Origin of the sequence: Gilvimarinus algae (assembly GCF_030518215.1) — a bacterium.
GTDB classification, from domain to species: Bacteria; Pseudomonadota; Gammaproteobacteria; order Pseudomonadales; family Cellvibrionaceae; genus Gilvimarinus; species Gilvimarinus algae.
In genome coordinates this window covers 722,129-740,125 of record NZ_JAULRT010000062.1, presented here as the reverse complement: position 1 = coordinate 740,125, position 17,997 = coordinate 722,129, and the positions used below count along the sequence as shown (strand labels likewise).

The 17,997-nt window shown below is 58.7% G+C and carries 16 protein-coding genes and 1 tRNA gene; 2 read left to right on the top strand and 15 right to left on the bottom strand.

Annotated features, from left to right (window positions below; all coding sequences use genetic code 11):
* Positions 1-36 precede the first annotated feature (36 nt).
* The 7 genes from QWI16_RS18045 to queE form a co-directional block, all read right to left on the bottom strand.
* The gene (locus QWI16_RS18045) at positions 37-822 is read right to left on the bottom strand and encodes an MBL fold metallo-hydrolase (protein WP_302715353.1); all 786 of its coding nucleotides are present in this window, start codon (positions 820-822) and stop codon (positions 37-39) included.
* Positions 823-875: 53 nt separating this feature from the next.
* Complete coding sequence (locus tag QWI16_RS18040) at positions 876-2,039, bottom strand: NlpB/DapX family lipoprotein (RefSeq protein WP_302715352.1); 1,164 nt, start codon at positions 2,037-2,039, stop codon at positions 876-878.
* A gap of 9 nt (positions 2,040-2,048) precedes the next feature.
* Positions 2,049-2,933, bottom strand: a complete 885-nt coding sequence (dapA, locus tag QWI16_RS18035) for a 4-hydroxy-tetrahydrodipicolinate synthase (protein WP_302715351.1) — start codon at positions 2,931-2,933, stop codon at positions 2,049-2,051.
* Positions 2,934-3,058: 125 nt separating this feature from the next.
* Complete coding sequence (nadA, locus tag QWI16_RS18030; RefSeq protein ID WP_302715610.1) at positions 3,059-4,126, bottom strand: quinolinate synthase NadA; 1,068 nt, start codon at positions 4,124-4,126, stop codon at positions 3,059-3,061.
* Positions 4,127-4,305: 179 nt separating this feature from the next.
* A tRNA-Lys gene (locus QWI16_RS18025) sits at positions 4,306-4,381 on the bottom strand.
* A gap of 356 nt (positions 4,382-4,737) precedes the next feature.
* Positions 4,738-5,412: a 7-cyano-7-deazaguanine synthase QueC gene (queC, locus tag QWI16_RS18020; RefSeq protein WP_302715348.1), complete on the bottom strand. Its 675-nt coding sequence runs from the start codon at positions 5,410-5,412 to the stop codon at positions 4,738-4,740.
* Between the two features lie 13 nt (positions 5,413-5,425).
* On the bottom strand, positions 5,426-6,076 hold the full coding sequence (queE, locus tag QWI16_RS18015) for a 7-carboxy-7-deazaguanine synthase QueE (protein ID WP_302715346.1): 651 nt from the start codon (positions 6,074-6,076) through the stop codon (positions 5,426-5,428).
* A gap of 85 nt (positions 6,077-6,161) precedes the next feature.
* Here queE and QWI16_RS18010 point away from each other — a divergent pair, with 85 nt between their 5' ends.
* Positions 6,162-6,485, top strand: coding sequence for a hypothetical protein (locus tag QWI16_RS18010; protein WP_302715344.1), 324 nt, complete (start codon positions 6,162-6,164; stop codon positions 6,483-6,485).
* A 32-nt stretch (positions 6,486-6,517) separates the two neighbouring features.
* Here the strand turns inward: QWI16_RS18010 and QWI16_RS18005 are convergent, their stop codons facing one another.
* The 4 genes from QWI16_RS18005 to lpxL all read right to left on the bottom strand — a co-directional run bounded on the left by QWI16_RS18005 (position 6,518) and on the right by lpxL (position 10,441).
* Positions 6,518-7,621, bottom strand: coding sequence for a phosphoribosylaminoimidazolesuccinocarboxamide synthase (locus tag QWI16_RS18005; protein WP_302715342.1), 1,104 nt, complete (start codon positions 7,619-7,621; stop codon positions 6,518-6,520).
* Positions 7,622-7,687: 66 nt separating this feature from the next.
* On the bottom strand, positions 7,688-8,395 hold the full coding sequence (locus QWI16_RS18000) for an SDR family NAD(P)-dependent oxidoreductase (RefSeq protein ID WP_302715340.1): 708 nt from the start codon (positions 8,393-8,395) through the stop codon (positions 7,688-7,690).
* Between the two features lie 22 nt (positions 8,396-8,417).
* Entirely contained in the window at positions 8,418-9,371 is a 954-nt protein-coding gene (corA, locus tag QWI16_RS17995; RefSeq protein ID WP_302715338.1) for a magnesium/cobalt transporter CorA, read from the bottom strand.
* A 119-nt stretch (positions 9,372-9,490) separates the two neighbouring features.
* Complete coding sequence (lpxL, locus tag QWI16_RS17990) at positions 9,491-10,441, bottom strand: LpxL/LpxP family Kdo(2)-lipid IV(A) lauroyl/palmitoleoyl acyltransferase (RefSeq protein WP_302715336.1); 951 nt, start codon at positions 10,439-10,441, stop codon at positions 9,491-9,493.
* 151 nt (positions 10,442-10,592) lie between these two features.
* On the opposite strand from lpxL, the gene QWI16_RS17985 reads away from it, so the two are divergent.
* Positions 10,593-10,931 (top strand): hypothetical protein, encoded by a 339-nt coding sequence (locus QWI16_RS17985; RefSeq protein WP_302715334.1) that lies wholly within the window; start codon positions 10,593-10,595, stop codon positions 10,929-10,931.
* Positions 10,932-11,004: 73 nt separating this feature from the next.
* Here QWI16_RS17985 and grxD read toward each other — a convergent pair whose 3' ends face one another.
* From grxD to QWI16_RS17965, 4 genes are all read right to left on the bottom strand, one after another.
* On the bottom strand, positions 11,005-11,334 hold the full coding sequence (gene grxD, locus QWI16_RS17980; RefSeq protein ID WP_302715331.1) for a Grx4 family monothiol glutaredoxin: 330 nt from the start codon (positions 11,332-11,334) through the stop codon (positions 11,005-11,007).
* Between the two features lie 394 nt (positions 11,335-11,728).
* Positions 11,729-13,762, bottom strand: coding sequence for a TonB-dependent receptor family protein (locus QWI16_RS17975; RefSeq protein ID WP_302715329.1), 2,034 nt, complete (start codon positions 13,760-13,762; stop codon positions 11,729-11,731).
* A gap of 12 nt (positions 13,763-13,774) precedes the next feature.
* Complete coding sequence (gene hrpB / locus QWI16_RS17970; RefSeq protein ID WP_302715327.1) at positions 13,775-16,228, bottom strand: ATP-dependent helicase HrpB; 2,454 nt, start codon at positions 16,226-16,228, stop codon at positions 13,775-13,777.
* An 11-nt stretch (positions 16,229-16,239) separates the two neighbouring features.
* Positions 16,240-17,808 (bottom strand): hydantoinase B/oxoprolinase family protein, encoded by a 1,569-nt coding sequence (locus tag QWI16_RS17965; RefSeq protein ID WP_302715324.1) that lies wholly within the window; start codon positions 17,806-17,808, stop codon positions 16,240-16,242.
* Between the last annotated feature and the right edge of the window lie 189 nt (positions 17,809-17,997).

Sequence of the window (17,997 nt, the reverse complement as noted above, 5' to 3'; positions counted from 1 at the left end):
CCCATCGTGTTGTGTATCTCACTATAGCAAATAGTTTCACGCCAAAGCACTTTCGACGCCAAGCACACTGACATCCAGCCAGCCAAATCCCTCGTTCTGACAGGCATAAATGACGTTGGCGACTTCCGCCGAAACCGGCTCAATCGCCTCGCGTGCCAGCTCCAAGGTGTTGTTTTTCTGGCTGATATGGGCGATCACCAGATGTTGCAGCCGGGCGGTATCCAGCCTCTTGAGAAAGCCGGCCGCCTGCTGGTTACTCAGGTGTCCCCAGGGGCCCCCGACCCTCTGCTTTAAAGACGGCGGGTAAGGTCCGCCGGCGAGCATACGCGGATCGTGATTGGCCTCTAACACCAGCGCATCGCACCCTTGGTAACTTTGCTCAACATGCGGTGAAATACTGCCGAGATCGGTCAGCACACCGACCCGCAAACCATCGGCCTCAAAGACAAACTGGGCGGGTTCGCGGGCATCGTGAGGCACAGCCACGGGCTCGACCTTAAGATCGCCAATGGCAAAAGGCTGATAGCCCTCAATCAGCTGGAGATGGGGAAGCATACCGTGGTTTCGGCTGTGATAGGTGCCTGGGGTCATGTACACCGGCAAAGTAAAGCGGCGCGCCAGTGCGGCAACTCCCTTGATATGATCGGAGTGCTCATGGGTTACCAGAACCGCACTCAGCTCGCCCGCGCTGTACCCCAGGCGCTCGAGGCGAGCCAGTGCTTCTTTGACACTGAAACCGCAGTCGATCAGCAGCGCACCGCCGCGCCACTCAAGCAAGGTGGCATTACCCTGGCTGCCGCTGCCCAGTGAGGCAATACGCAAATGTCCCCCTCCGGTTCGGAGCCAGCGCACCGGGCTCCGCTCGTGATCAGGCGTTAAATCAGATTAGTGCGCAGCAAGGTCAAGAGTTCGCGAGCCTTGCGCGGATCCAGGCGCTTACCGTAAGGATCGCGCAAGTGCACCGTGTAGTCGCCGGACTCGCCCTTAATGAACAGCAGATAACCGGGCGCATCGGAAAAGGTTTTCTCGTTTTTGCGGTTCGACAGAGGCGCACGTTCAAACTCATCGCCTTGCGGCACCACTGTCAATAGCTGGGCCAACGTGTAGGGGCTGGTATGTACGGCCTTGCGATCGCTCTCAAACCAGCCACTGAACCAACCGTCGTCTTCCGGCTCCAGAGGCTCGTAAGCCAAATAGTAGACACCGTCGTCGGGAGCACTGTCGTAGACAGCAAAACCGTCTTCTTTCATCGAATGAAAGAGGGTCGCCTTGGCCCTCGCCTCGTTGAGGCGAATCTTCATGACTGGCTCTTTTTCTTCCACCACCAACGCCGACTTGGCCTCGCCGCCGATGGCTTGTGCCAGCAGTGAAGTGCCGCCTATAGTCTCATCGCGGGCCAGCGCCGCTGCCAGCTCGTCCAACAGCCAGGACTCACGCTCAGCTGAGGAAGACTGCATCGGCCAGGGAAGATCACCGCCCGGCTCTGAGCCCGGCACCGACTGGTGCACAATATGGATTTCACTCGTCTCTGGCTGAACGCCCTGATCAATTTGCACCCGATAGCGGTCTGTGGTGCTCAGGTCAGTCTTGAACTGCAGCCAGTGGCTTTCGATGATGCCGCGGCCAATATCGGCACTGGCAACATCGACGTTATTGTCATTGAGAAAACTGCGCACCCGGGGCCACACTTCACCGGGAGAAACGTTCATCAAAATCCAGCGCTCATCGCCCAGCCGCTGAATCTTTACGTTTTCCTGCATCAGATTGGTTGCCAGCGGCAAGGGGCGCGGCACTTCGGACTGCTGCTCGCCTGCCTGGTCGTCAAACTCGCTCTCTTTGATAGGCGGTATGGGGTAGAGTTTGCCAAGGCTCTGATCACTCATGCCCTCGGGCACTTTGAGCGGCTCTATTTTGTCGGCTTTCTGGTAGTCGGCCTCGCGGTTGCGAAAGTAGGCCTCGTCTCCCCAGAAAACGCCGCAGCCGACGATCTGAGCCACCATTAGTAACAGCAGGCCCCGCAGGGCTATTGTTTTTATCATAAGAGGTTCTTAACTCGCTTGAATCAATCCGGCATCGCGCAGTGCTGTGCGCACTTGCTCGTGATACACCTCGGACAGGGTCGTCATCGGCAAGCGTATGCCAGTGTCGATTACCCCCATTTGCGCCAGCGCCCACTTGACCGGAATCGGATTTGCCTCGAGGAACAGCGCCCGATGCAGCGACATCAGCGAATCGTTGATAGCCCGAGCCTGCTCTGCGTCACCGGCAATGGCAAACTCGCACATCTGCGCCAGCTTGTCGGGTATGACATTCGCCGTCACAGAAATATCCCCATGACCGCCGAGAAGCATCAATTCAACCGCTGTTTCGTCGTCGCCCGAGATAACTTTGAAACCATCGGGGGCGCCATCAATGATCGCCTTAGCCCTGGCCATGTCACCAGTGGCTTCTTTGATACCGATGATATTTGGCAATTTTGCCAGCTCCAGTACCGTTTCCGGCAACAGGTCAACCGCAGTTCGACCGGGGACGTTGTAGAGAATCTGGGGAATATCGACAGCTTTGGCGATGTGCTCATGGTGCAAGTACATGCCGCGCTGGGTGGGTTTGTTGTAATAAGGTGCCACCAGCAGACAGGCATCGGCCCCCGCCTCTTTGGCGCCCTGAGTCAATTCGACGGCTTCGGACGTGGAGTTGGCGCCAGTGCCGGCAATCACGGGGACTTTCCCGTTGACCTGATCCACGACGCGCTTGATGACCGCGAGATGCTCATCCACATCCAAGGTGGCGGACTCACCAGTGGTGCCCACCGCGACAATCCCGTGAGTGCCCTTTTCCAGATGCCAGTCAACCAACCGCGCCAAACCGGCCCAGTCCAGTGAATTATCGGCATTCATCGGGGTTACCAGGGCAACCATACTGCCTTGAATCATACTCTCTCCAATCAGGGATTCAGCCGTCGCCGACAGCGCCTGCGACACCCGCTGCAGCGGGTTATCGGCAATTCGCAAAATCTGGCGACATGTTACGCACCGCCGGGAAGCGAGACAAGCGCCTCTCAGCTCTTTTTAAAGTCAAGCATGCGGCGAAGAGGCCGCATGGCTTGCTCGGCCAAGGCCGCGTCGACAAAAATCTCGTTGTCGTCGCGCTCAAAGACCTCCGCTAAATTGTCCAGCGCATTCATCGCCATCCAAGGGCAATTGGCGCAGCTGCGACAGCTCGCCCCACTACCGGCCGTGGGGGCGATGTGAAAGGTCTTGTCGGGGCAGCGCTGCTGCATTTTAAAGAAAATACCCTGATCCGTGGCGACGATAAACTCACGATTGGGCAGAGTTTCGGCAGCCTTAATCAGCTGCGACGTGGAACCCACCACATCAGCCAGCTCCACCACAGCCTGAGGCGACTCCGGGTGCACCAAAACCGCCGCGCCGGGATACAAGGCTTTCAGATCTTCAACGCCACGGGCTTTGAACTCCTCGTGAACGATGCAGGCGCCATCCCACAGCAAGACATCCGCGCCAGTTTGTTTTTGCACATAGCTGCCAAGGTGCTTGTCAGGCGCCCAGAGGATTTTCTCGCCGCGCTTATCGAGATAATCCACTACATCCAGGGCAATACTGGAGGTAACCACCCAGTCGGCCCGTGCTTTCACCGCCGCCGAGGTATTGGCGTAGACCACCACAGTACGGTCGGGGTGCGCGTCGCAAAAGGCAGAAAACTCATCGGCAGGACAGCCGATATCCAGTGAACAGGTTGCCTCCAGCGTCGGCATAAGTACGCGTTTATGCGGTGTGAGGATCTTGGCCGTTTCACCCATAAACTTTACACCGGCAACCACCAGGGTCGTGGCGGGGTGCTCTTTGCCAAAGCGTGCCATTTCCAGTGAATCGGCCACACAGCCACCGGTTTGCTCGGCCAGCTCCTGAATCACCGGGTCGGTATAGTAGTGGGCCACCAGCACAGCGTTATGCCGCACCAGTAAGGCCTTGATTTTAGTGATGTACTCAGCTCTTTGCTCGGCTGACAGTTCACTGTGCGTGCCAATGCCCTCAAGGTGCTGCTTGACCACTTGACGGTCAGAGGCCAGCGGCTCGGCCCCTGAATGTTCAATCACTTCGCTGGACATAATTTGAATACCACGGTTGGCGCCAGGCCGTGTTCGGGCGGCGCTTTTCTCTGACGCCATTCTACCATACTGACGAAAACCGATAGGGAATCAGACAGATAGGAGTGCAAGGGTTCCTTCGCTGATGTTTTTCTAGCCAAAGAAAAAGGCGCCAGGAGACTTCCTGGCGCCTTTTTGTATGGTGGGTCGTACTGGATTCGAACCAGTGACCAATTGGTTAAAAGCCAACTGCTCTACCAACTGAGCTAACGACCCATAAACTGATTGTAGATTGCCGCGCTAAAGCGCACTCTCTTCCTGTCGTACTGGATTAGCCTTGCGCATCCTGCGCTCGGGGGCTTCGCCCTGCCGCTTTCGCGGCACTCCCATTCGCTCCCGGCGAATGGGTCGAACCAGTGACCAATTGGTTAAAAGCCAACTGCTCTACCAACTGAGCTAACGACCCGACGACTGAGAGCAATCTCTGCCAAAACCCGCTCAGGCAAACGGCCTGCCGGTGGTCTTGGGCTCCCAAATCAGAGGCGCACATAATAATGATTTAGTCAGAAAAAACAAGCGCTTTTTTGCAATTAATCAGTAATAAATGGCAATTGATCAAACACTTACCGCTGCTAGCGATACCGCGTTGGATCCTTCACTCCCGCTTGCTCGAAGCCCACGCGACGCAGTCTGCAACTGTCGCAGCGCCCGCACGCCAAACCCTCGTCATCGGCCTGGTAACAGGAAACTGTCAGGCTGTAATCCACGCCCAACTCCAAACCCCGCTGGACAATCTGCGCTTTGGTCATGTCAATCAGCGGCGTGCGTATTTTCAGGCGATGCCCTTGCGTGCCCGCGCGCGTAGCCAAATTGGCCATTTTTTCATAGGCCGCGATGTACTCCGGCCGACAATCGGGGTACCCCGAATAATCCACAGCGTTCACGCCGATAAAAATGTCATCCGCACCCAACACCTCGGCCCAACCGAGGGCAATCGAAAGAAAGACCGTGTTGCGCGCCGGCACATAGGTCACCGGCACCCCCTGAGTTTCCTCTTCGGGTACCGCAATGCCCTGATCGGTGAGCGCCGAGCCGCCAATTGAACCGAGATCCAGGCGTATCACTTTATGGTCGACGCTGCCAAGCGCAATCGCCGCGCGCTCGGCGGCATGCAACTCGGCCCTCATCCGCTGGCCGTAATCAAAGCTAATGGTGTAGCACTGGTAACCCTCAGCACGGGCAATGGCCAACGCGGTGGTCGAATCCAAACCTCCAGAGACCAGTACCACGGCTTTTTTCTGACTCATGATTCGTCCTCTTTTAATGGCCCGGGGTATCGTCCCACAGCAATTTGTGCAACTGCAGCTGAAAGCGCACCGGCAGGTTATCCGCCACCACCCAGTCAGCGAGATCCCGCGGGCGGATCTGCCCGTAGCTCGGGGAGATGAGCACATCGCCCACTCGCTCGGCCAGCCGGTGCTCGTCGATTTTAAGTTTGGCCCACTGGTAGTCCTCACGCGAGCAGATCACAAACTTGATTTGATCGGCTTCGCCGAGCAGGGCCAGGTTTTCCCATAGGTTGCGCTGCGACTCTCCGGAGCCGGGCGTTTTCAAGTCCATGACTTTAATCACCCGTGGGTCGACCTGCTCCAGCGTCATGGCGCCACTGGTTTCAAGGGACACCTGATAGCCGGCATCGCACAACGCACGCAGCAATCGGGGCGTATCGCGCTGAGCCAGGGGCTCGCCACCGGTGACACAGACATAGCGCGGGCGGTAAGCGGCCACTTTTTCCAGCACCAGTTCAAGCGACATACGCTCCCCGCCGTAAAAGGCGTACTCGCTGTCACAATAGCCGCAACGCAAGGGACAGCCTGTCAGGCGCACAAACACGGTAGGCAAGCCAACGGTGGTCGACTCGCCCTGCAGCGAATAAAAAATCTCGGTTATCTTGACGCTCGCGTCACTCATAAGTCTCTACCAAGCAGCCTTCACCCTGGGGCCGTCGAGTGCTATTCTAGTTGGCTTTGTCACTGCCACGGCAACGGGCCCACAGATGAAACCGGTCAAATCCAAAAAGGAGCAGCGCCAGGAACTGGAGGCACAGATACGCGAGTACGAAGCTCGGGGCGGCAAGGTCAATCAGGTACCTCGTGGGCTGTCGGGGCGTGAAGACACCCGCAACCCCATGCCCCACGTATTCGACAAAAAAGCCGAGCCCGATACCCGCACGCCAGTGACGGAGGTCATCGCCGCGATTGAGCAGCGCCGCCGCCCCCAGCCGCCACTTCGTGAAGTGCGCAGTCCAAACCGCAAACCGCGTAAAAAAATCATCTACGACGAGTTCGGTGAACCCCTGCGCTGGGAGTGGGATACCTGAGCCTTAGGACTCAGGCACCGCCTCCCAGACAATCAATCAACCAGCCCGTAGTCGTTACGCAGAATATCAATGATTTCCTGCTTAGGGTTGTCCGACAGCTCAACGGCTTCACCTGTGATTTTCTCAGCGATACCACGGTAGGTTTGCGAAACCTGCATCAATACAGACTCGGGCAACGCATTGTCGCGCGCCAGCGCCTTGCGTTCTTCCATGCGATCCTTGTTGAGCAACACGTCCGGGTCATCGAAGTGGCTGAGCAGCAACTGCCGAAACTCTTCTTTGGACTTTTCCACGACCTCGCCGTCGCGATAGCTCGGGCCATCCCAGATACGCGACGAATCCGGCGTGCCGACCTCGTCCATATAAATCAATTTGTCGTTACCAGCGGCGTCAGTCACATAACCGAACTCGAACTTGGTATCGACAAAAATTTGGTCGAGCTTGGCCAGCTCGTCACTGATCACATCAAAGCCCTCTTTCAGCAGCTTTTCGTACAGATCGATGTCCGCCTTATTCTGGAAGTTAAAGGCAGCGAAATTGGCCTCGATATCCGCTCGGGTGATATTGACGTCATCCACTTCCGGCACTCCGGGAATGCCCTTAAGGATGCCTTTGGTTGACGGGGTGATCAAAAGTTCAGGCAGCTTCTGGTCTTTCTCCAGGCCGTCTGGTATTTCAATACCGCAAAACTCCCGCTCGCCCTTGGTGTAGGCGCGCCACATGGAGCCGGTAATGTACTGGCGACAGATCGCCTCAATCATGACCGGGCGCGCTTTCTGGACAATCCACACCAGCGGGTGCGGAATATCCAGAATATGGCTGTCAGCCAGCCCCTTTTCCCGGAAAAGTCGAAACCAGTGGTTGGATATCGCATTCAAAGCAGCGCCCTTGCCGGGCACCCCATTCATACCGCCCTCGCCGTGCCAAATGCAGTCAAACGCCGAGATACGGTCACTGATGACCATAATTGCCAGCGGCGCATCGGCGGCCACATCGTAGCCTTTCTCGGCAATCAGCCGGCGACTATCGGCCGGCGTCAGCCAGTAGACAGAACGCACTTTACCGCTGTGAACCGGCAATTCGGTGCGAATGGGAAGATCGTTGTTAACAGCAAGAACTCTGTCAGCAAGATTCATAGGATCAGTCACTCCAGAACGGAAAAACCGGCGATATTAGCAGAAAATGCAGCCCCTGGCACTGTTTTACCAGGGCAGACGAGTGCCATCCCAGTGGAAGAACTGGCCGTTATCCTCCGGCGTAAGCCCTTCGATCACCCGAGCCAGGCGCTCGGCCGACTGCTGCGGCGCGTAAATGCGCCCCTTGGGAATTCGGTCAGTAAAGGGCTCAGACAGGGGCGAGTGCGTTGTCCCCGGATGCAGAGCGACCACGCAGACCTCCCGGTGGCGGCGCGCCAGTTCAATCGCGGCCGTGCGGATAAGCATATTTAAGGCCGCCTTACTGGCTCGGTAACCATACCAACCGCCCAGACGGTTATCGCCAATACTCCCCACTTTGGCGCTGAGAAACGCCACCTTGACCGCCGCCTCGCGGTTCAGCAGTGGCACCAGGTGCTTGAGTATTAGCACCGGGAGAATGCTGTTAACCGCAAAGTAATGCGCCAGATGCTGGCTTTGAATATCCGCCAGCCGCTTCTCGGGGATCACCAGATCATCGTGCAACACCCCCACGCAACACAGAATCAGGTTCGGGCGCACCCCGGCCCGACGGCACCGCAGGGCCACCTCAGCCAGGGATGTTTCGGAATAATCGCTGGAAAACGTCAGGTCATAGGGGCCGGCACCGGTAGCGGTTCTGCCCACACCTATCACTCGGTGGCCGGCCTTTTGGAAGTGTTCAGCCAGCGCCAGCGCCAGGGTACTGCCAGCGCCGGCAATCAGTACATCGGACATTTGTCCCTCCGGTTTTCAAACGTTACAACCAGTCTTTACGTTTGAAATACCAAAGCGGTGCAATAGCCGAAATGACCATAACCAGGGTGCCCGTCAGATAACCCCACTCCCAGTGCAAACCGGGAATAAACTCAAAATTCATCCCGTAAAAACTGGCCACCACGGTCGGCGGCAGGAAAATCACTGCCGCAATGGAGAAGGTCTTGATGATCTGGTTCTGCTCAATGTTGATAAAACCTTGGGTGGAGTCCATCAAAAAGTTAATTTTGTCGAACAAAAAGGCAGTGTGCGACATAAGCGTATCCACATCACGCTTAATTTCCCGGGCGGTCTCCTGCAACTCAAAGTGTTCGCGCAAATGGCGCTGCAAAAAGGAAATGGAACGTTGAGTATCCATCAGACACAAGCGGATTTTACCGTTACTGTCCTCCAGTTTCGCCAGCCGATCGATGGCATCCTCCAGATCCGCGTCGTCATCTTCCAGCACGGTATGGCTGACATCCTCAAGCTTGCGGTGTATGTCTTCCAGCACATCGGCCAGATTCTCCACCTTTTGCTCGAACATGGTAATCAGCAAGTCTTGCGGCGAGTGGGCCTGAACCTGACCGCGCCGGGCGCGCATACGCAACAGCCGAAAATCGGCCAGCTCACCGTCGCGCAGGGTTAACAAACGCTTGTCCTGCAGAATAAAAGCCACGGTGGTTGTGCTGTGGCGACCCTCTGTGGGCGAGAGAAACAAGGAGTGGACGTGTATGCCGGCCGAATCGAGAAAATACCGGGCGGAGAATTCAATTTCCTCCACATCGTCAGACTCCGGCAACTCAGCCCGCAAAAAGGTATTGAGCTGCTCGCGCTCTTCGTCCGTGGGCTCATGAGCATCAATCCAGACGGCCGAACTCATGGCGGATCGCACATTGTCAGGGTCGACATTCTGATCCCGCAACTTGGCGCCCTGGATATCAAACATTCTCAGCATGCTTCGCACTCCCAAACGAACGACGAACCGCATTAAGTGTACCCGGTTAAGGGCGTCAATTCACAGCGCCGCAAAACTATCACTTCGGCAGAACAAACCAGCGCCGGGGCCTGCGGCTATTAACGTGCTTTCCTCTTTCTCGGTGGATAGGGGGAAATCTCCCCCTCGGGCCGGGTTTTAAAGCGCCGGTGCACCCAAAGGTACTGCTCGGGGTAGCGGCGCACCACCGATTCGACCACAGCGTTGGCGCGAGCGGCATCCGTCTCGTCATCTCCGCTGGGGAAATTCGCCAAGGGCTCTTTGATTTGCACGTGATAAATACCCTGCTCGTCGCGGTAATGCTCGAAGGGCACCACCGCGGCGCGACCCATTTGCGCCATGCGCGCCGTTGCCGTTACGGTAGCAGCAGCAATACCAAAAAACGGCGCAAAAACCGTATTGGCAACACCATAGTCTTGGTCCGGCGCATACCAAATACGATGACCGCGGCGCAAATTTCTGACCAGTTGGCGAACATCATCTCTGGGAATCGCACTGCCCGAATAGCTCTCGCGCGCCCGGGCCATGGCCTCGGCAAGAAGAGGATTGCGGTCCACCCGATAGATCATATCGCACTGAATATTCAGCCCCATGATCCGCCCCGCCATATCCAAGGTGGTGTAGTGACCGCCGAGCAACAGGACGCCTCGCCCTTCAGCTTCAAGGCGCTGCAGAATCTCTACCCCTTTAAGAGTATACAGGCCCTTAAACTTGCGCTCGGGCGCCCATAAGGCAACGGCCGTTTCGATAAAGCTCAGCCCCACGTTGCGCAGAATGTGCTTTACCCGCTCCTGACGCTCGGCTTCCGACAGCTCAGGAAAGCACAGGGCCACATTCACCTCGGTGATTCTGCGGCGCGAGCTCGCGTAGCGATAAAACAACGATCCCAGCAAAACACCGAGACGCCGGGTAAACGACAGGGGAAGATGGGCCACCAACACAAACACACCCAGGGCGCACCAGGTACCCCAATAACGCGGATGCCAAAAGCCAGTTAACGGGCGTTTTACCTTTTGCTTGCGACTTGCCATTGCCTGCCTTCTTCGTCCCAGCGGTCGACATCTCGACACCGCTTTAAATGGCCGCGATTATAGCAGGAGCTGCACCCGGTTGTGGTGCTAGCCACACGCCTGCGCTATCTGCTAGGGTTGCTAACGCCTACCCACGACAAGAGAAGCTACTGTGACTCACAAAGCTGATAAGCGATTGACGGAACTGAGCGCCCGGCTGGATAAAAACCATGCCGCACTGACCACAAAGCTCGATCAGCTCTACCAGCTTCGCGAACAGGCTAGCGGTGCCCAAAGGCAGGAGTACGAAGCGAAAATTCGGGAACTAAAAGAAATGGAGATTCGACTGCTGAAATCAAAGAACGCAGCCTGGATGGCCCACTGGTTGAAAAGCGACGGCGAAGTAGAAGTGGTTGAAAGACCACACCGAAAACTCGGACTCGCGCTGATGGTTTTCAGCGGCGTTTCACTGATTTTGCTGGCGCTCTATGCCTGGTCTCTATACGGGTAAGTAAAAAAGCGGGACCCCAGAAAAAGAAATGGGCAGCGCCCGGTGAAGGGAGCCGCCCCAACAGGAGCATGAATCAATCAGAAGAATCGGCGGGAACAGCGGACTCAATCAACGTCTTGAGCTCGCCATTCTCGTACATCTCGGTCACAATATCGCAACCGCCTACCAGCTCGCCGCCCACCCACAACTGAGGATAAGTCGGCCAATTGGCGTACTGCTTGAGGCCTTCGCGAATCTCTGGGTTGGCCAGAACATCCACGTAAGCAAATCGTTTCCCGCAGCTCATCACGGCCTGCGATGTGCGCTGGGAAAACCCGCATTGCGGGGCGTTTGGAGAGCCCTTCATATACAAAATGACCGGGTTCTCCGAAATCTGCTGTTTGATGGTTTCCATCACGTCCATAGACACTGCGTACCTCTGTAGCTTCAGATCAACCGCTCGGACTGTAAACACTCCGAAGCGGCCTGGGGTGAGTCGAATAAGAAACCAGAATAACCTAGCGGCTTACTCAGGTATTCTATTCTACCGCACCGCGGCACCTGATCCAAATCACTCGTCGCCAGCATTCCCTGCGGTTGTCACCGGAATGACAACCTGTCTTGGAGGGTGGATTGAACATTAACACCCTCGGCGCGGATCAATCCCATCAGACAGTTGGGTCATGATAACCCATAAAGCTGACAATTGGGACTCTATAAACGCAAGAAATTGCCACTTTCGCTCAAAATTTGCGCTTTTTTACCCATCACCTCCGCCCTCGAACCACCTTGTCGCTAAAGCCAGGCTTGTGACAGCGTTACCATTGGCGGATCAGTTCTATCCCGACATTGATTTGACGGCCCGGAGCCGGCTCGATGGTGCGACCCCGGCTCTGATTGACGATCACCGAACCAACATACTTTTTATCAGTCACGTTGACCAACTTCGCCCAAAGGGATAGGCCGGTGGCACCCCAGCGGTAACGGGACTGAGCCGCCAGATCCCAGGTTAAGGCACCCGGCACGACCTCCAGATTATCGTCTCCACTGGCGATATCGCCGCGATACTGTGTCGCCAGTGTGAGCATCAGGCGCTCACCCGCCACCGACCAATCCAGCTTACTATAGAGTGTTTCCTGGGCGACTCCCGGCAGTCGGTTACCCCTGTAGGGACCAGCGGTATATCGCGCCTTTAATAGGGTGGCGCCCAGGCGCCAGTTCCACTGCTCGTGCAGCGACCAATCGAGCAGGACCTCGAGCCCCTCCCGCCGGGTCTCGGCACCATTGCGGTAGGTCGTGCGCCCACCCTCGGATTGATCGACGACCAACTCATCGCGGCTTGCGACCACAAATCCCGTCACGCTGGCCACCAGCGCCTCAGTCTCCGAGCGCCAGCCAAGTTCAGCCTGGCGGTTACGTGAGCTATCGAGCTCAAGATTGAGCCCGGTCCCTTCGTTGCGATACGCCAGCTCTGTGAGCGTCGGGGTCTCAAACCCCTCCCCTGCACTGGCATAGAGCCGCCAGTCGCCCTTACCATAGCTCGCGCCAAGCGCGTAGGACGGCTCAGAGTACTCCCGGCGGCCGGAGTCATCCGGGTTTGTATCAGTGATGTAATCGTCACGCACATCAAAAAGCACACTGTTAAAGCGCGCCCCGGCCTGAAAGCGCCAAGCGGGTAAGGGCTGCCAGGCAAGACCCGTGTAAACATCCCGGTTGCTCACCTCCCCGAGCTCATCGCGCTTGAGTGCTCCACGCTCGCCCAAATCGTTGACCAGTCCCAGGCGTCTGTCCTGCATTTGCGCCAGCTCGAAGCCCGCTGACCACTCCAAGGAACCAAAATGCCGGGAGAGGCGCCCGTTGATGCCGGAAAAATCCCGAGCTAAATCGATCACGGCGCCGTTGTCGTTTTCCCCGTCACCGGGAAAACTCAGAAACTGCTCAATGCTCCTCTCACCCGCCCAACCGGCAAGTTGCCAACTGCCCCAAGCGGTCGGTTGAGACGCACTGACAGAGACCTGGCGATGATCAATGGATTTGCGCGGATCAAACCGCTCGGCCACCGGGTGCACCTGAGTATCGTCCGCCAACCACTGCTCGTAGGTCAGGCCCTGCGGATCTTCGGTGTGCGGATCGCGGCTGATATCGGCGCGGGCAACCAGCGCCATGCCGGTATCGCTGCGATAAAACCACTGGCCGGTAAACTGATTGCGCTCGGCACTGGAGTGATCACGAAAGCCGTCGGTCGTAAATTGACTGGCCTGGACCCGCGCCGCCGCCCGCTCACCGGCCCACTCGCCGCGCACGCGGTAGCGGCGCTGCCGGGCATCTCCGGCGCTGGCCAGCAGCCCCAAGCGCGAGCTCTTCGGCGCCTCGGTGCGAAAGGCAATGACCCCTCCGGCCCCGTTACCATAGAGCACGGCGAGAGGTCCGCGTAACACTTCGGCACTGGCCACAGTATCCAGCGCGATACTGGAGGTCTGGCTCTGCCCATCCGGCATGGTCAGGGGGATCTCGTCCACTCGCATGTTGATGCCCCTCACCCCGAAGGCCGAGCGGGCGCCAAAACCACGCAAGCTGATGCGAGTATCCTGAGCGAAATTGGAGCGCGAGTCCGCCTGGACACCCGGGAGACCGGCGAGGAGCTCTGCACTGTCAAAGCGAAAACCAGGCAATTGCGCAGTCTCGGATACCACATCCACCGCGCCGGATGAGAGACGCCAGGGCTGCGGTTCACGGTTGGCCGTTACAATCACCGTCTCGTCTATCGCACCGAGACTCTGCCCCTTCGCAGGCAAAACACTGGCCATTAGCACCCATGCAACCAATACCGTGCATCGTTTAACCACATTCATCAAACTCTTCCGTCAATCGTGTAAACGTTTTTTGGTCAGCCCGGTCGCGGCGTGATCCAGAGGGTCTTCCGGCCAGGGGTGTTTGGCATAGCGTCCACGCACCTCGCGGCGCACCTCGGGGTACACCTCCCGCCAGAAGTAGCCAAGATCACGGGTTATCGCCAGCGGCCGCCCGGCCGGGGACAACAATTGCAGGGCCAGGGGAACACCCTTGGCCGGCAGGGTAAAGGCGTCGACACCAAAAAACTCCTGCAACTTGGCTGACACCACGGGGGCTGGCACCTGCTCGCCGGCCACCAAAGCGGCGACGGGATGCGCACCCAAATAATCCACGGCAATTCTGCGTCCGCTGGGTAGCACCAGGCTATCGGGCAGCCACCGATCGAGCTCCCCCATCAAGTCATAACCGATATAAAAGGCCAGCGCCTGCTGCAGCGGCAAGCACTGCACATCCGACTCAGCGTGTAAGAAGGCCAACAAATTGTCTTCAAATGCGCCGGCCAGGGACACCAAGTCCAGCGCCGGCATAGCCAGGAGCTCATGTTGATGGGCAAGCCTCGCTCGTACCAGTAGGGCCAGCGCCGAGCGGCTCCAGCTTAACTGCGTCAAACCCTGCTGACGAATATGCGCCATGACCGCCGCGGGTACTTCCTCGTCATCGAGGCTGCGCCTGTTTTCATCGACAACTGCACCGCCCATGCGATAGCGAGTGACCTGCACCCAGCGCCGCCGCTGCCCCTGCCCGACTTGCTCCAGTGAAACCTCACTCTCGGCCAGCGCACGCCTGCGCGCCTCGGTCAAATTGACTGGCAACCCCACACCGCCGTGCCCCTGACCGCGGGCCGAAATCTGCAGCACCAATGCCCAGTCGGCCTGGCAAGCCATCTCAACACTGATACCCGAATTGAGCCGGTAACGGCCAGTGGCGCTGCAAACCCCGATTCGGTCGGCAAACACCTCAGCCAGCTTATCCGCCAGGGGCGCGGGGACAGCATCATCGCAAGCCGCGGGCGACAGTTCCACGGCAAGGCACTGGCACCAGCGCTGCGCCTGTAGGCGCCAGGACTTTTCTCGTCGGTAGGTGTCGCACGCCAGAGACAACCAGCTCGCCAGATCCGCCTCGGCGGCCAGATCAAAGTGCAGCGCCAGCGCCAGACTCAATAGCCAGGGCGAGGCGATCAGGTAATCGCGCCCGTGCAACAAGAGCGCGGCAACACGCGGATGGGTGCCGAGCTGCGCGACTTTGCGTCCTGCCGGGGTGATCGCATTTTGCTCATCCAGCAGCTGCCAGCGGCGAAGGTGGGCCCGCGCATGAGACAGAGCCAGCGTCCCCGGCGCCTCCAGCCAGGGCAAGTGTTCACTGGGCGTTCCCCAATGCGCCAAACGCAGAGCCATGGGCAAATAGTCGGTGCGGCGTATTTCCGGTAGAGCCTGAGGCGCCAGGGGTTCAGATGCCGACCACAGACGCAGGCAGTGCCCTGCCTGCACACGCCCCGCGCGGCCTCGGCGCTGCTCGGCGCTGGCGGCACTGATACGCCGGGTACGCAATCGAGTAACCCCCGTGCGCTGCTCGTACTCGGGCTCGCGCGTCAGCCCGGAATCCACCACCAGTGTCACATCGGCGATAGTCAGTGAGGTCTCGGCAATATTGGTGGCCAGAATCACCCGACGGCCGCGGGCGGGATCGAGGGCCGCCATCTGCTCGGCGCGCTCAACCCGGCTGTGCAGGCAGAAAACCGCGAGATTGCCCCATTCCCGGTTCAATGCCTCGCGGCACGCCTCAATCTCGCGCCAACCCGGCAGAAACACCAGCACCGTCTGCTCCTGCCAGTGCGGCGCCTGCTTTAACGCCCTGAGTAGTTGCTCAGCGATAGGCTCGGGGCGGGCGCGCAGCTCGCGGGACGGGCAGTAATCCACACTGACGGCGAAACAGCGCCCGGGACTGTAGAGTGACTGATCGACCTGGCGGCGCAAAGCTTCATCGGGGGTTGCCGACATCAGCACCAGCTGCAAATTTTCGTTAAGCACGGCGGCTTCTTGCAGCAATGCCCAGGCGGTGTCCTGGTTGACCGAACGCTCGTGAATTTCATCGAGCATCACCACCGCTACACCGCCCATTTCCGGCTCAGCCAACAGGCGCTGGAGCAAAATCCCGGGAGTCATCACCAGCAAACGGGTGCTCGCGCCTGCGCGCCGATCAAAAGGCACCTGATAGCCCACGGACTGGCCCACCGGCTCATCCAACAGCTTGGCCAGCCGGTGCGCAAGGGTCACAGCCGGGAGCACCCGAGGCTGAATCAGCCAGACTTGGCCGCGCTCGCGCGCCCAATCAAGTGCCCAAAGCGGCGCGAGTGTGGATTTTCCTGCACCGGGCTCCGCCTCTAGCAACAGACTGCCGGCACCGAGAGCGTTCATAAACGCACTGTGCAAGTTACTGAGGGGCAAGTCAGGTAACGCTTCTGGCATAGGCGGCGCGCTCAATCCTTGCGTTGGGGTTGGGGCCGGCCCCATCCACCGCCGCCTGCGGTCGCTAGGGTCAAGCGGTCCCCCGTCTCGACGTGCAGGGATACTTTGGCCGGCAGTGGATCACCATTTAGCAGATTCTCTCCCCGCAGGCCCGGCTCTGCGCCGGCCAGCGGCCAGGGCGCGTGGCGCCGCCGCTCGGTGAGCAGGGTGACTTGCGCCGGCGCCAGAAACTCATACTCACGAATCAGCCCATCCCCACCGCAGCGCTCTCCCGCCCCTCCGCTGCCTCGGCGCAAGGCATAGCGCGTTATGCGTAGAGGGTAGTGAGTCTCCAGGCTTTCAATGGGGGTGTTGAGCGTATTGGTCATATGCGTCTGCACACCCGAGAGGCCCCCGCCGTTGCGTCCGGCCCCCATACCCCCACCGTTGGTTTCGTAATAGTCCCAGCGCCCGCGCGCCGCTGTAGCTGCCGCGCCCATGGCCAAGTTGTTCATCGACCCCGAGCTGGCCGCCGGTATGCGCTCGGGGAGGGCCGAGGCCAGAGCACCGAGCAGCGCGTCGACCATACGCGTAGAGGTTTCCACATTGCCCGCTGCCACTGCGGCAGGGCGCCGGGCATTGACCATAGAACCGGCTGGAGCGCTCAGCTGGATGGGCCGAAAACTGCCGGCGCAAGCCGGCGTATGCTCCGGCATCAGGCAGCGCAATACATAGAAAACCGAGGCCGCCGCCACCGATAAAGGGCAGTTGATATTACCTGGCACTTGGCGCGCGGTGCCGGAAAAGTCCGCGACTACCTGCCCGTCTCTGACGCTGAGGCTGACGGCGATGGGAATATCCTCGAGACCCAGCCCGTCGTCATCCATAAAGTCGGTAAACGAGTAGTCGCCATCGGGTATAGCCCTGAGCGCCTCGCGCGCCAGCCGCTCGGCGTAATCGTTCAGCGAGTCCAGCGCCAGCCCATAGGCGCTGGCCCCCAAGCTCTCTATGCGCGCCGCCAGTCGTTCGGCGCCCAGCCGGCAAGCGCTGATTTGAGCCGCAAAGTCGCCGCGTGCAGCGATGGTATGATTGGCGTTAGTGTCGGTGCCGCAGAGTTTTCTCAATACGGCCTCTACCGGTTGCCCATGTTTCACCAACAGTGTCGGGGCGATGACTACGCCCTCTTCTTCCAAAGAGCGGGAGATAGGCATAGAGCCGGGACTGTCAGCACCGATATTAGCGTGGTGTGCACGATTGGCTACAAAGCCAACAAGTGTTTGAGCGACAAACACCGGCGCGATGACCGTCACATCCGGCAGGTGCGTGCCACCGAGATAGGGATCGTTGAGTACCACCATATCCCCCGGCCGCCACTCTATCTCGCCGACGATGTCGGCCATGGCGTAGGCCATGCTGCCCAAATGCACAGGGATATGGGCGGCCTGTGCCGCGAGCTGGCCATGCCGATCAAACAACGCGCAGGAAAAATCCAACCGATCCTTGATATTGGGGGAAAAAGCCGCGCACTTGAGCACGGCCCCCATCTCGTCGCAGATGGCGGCCATACGGCTGGCAAACACACTGAGCTCAATCGCGTTCATAGTCCGGTCACCGCGCAAAAGCGCGAGTTTACCATTGCCCCGCCCGGCCTTCACACGCCCACCCGGGTATTTGCCAAGTGTGCGGAATCGAGATACTATCGGCGGCTTGGTTTTTGTACAGTTCCGCGCCCAACAAGGCGCTGCAAACCAGAACGATCCCCTGAATTTTCTCACCCAGAGTCGGCAGCG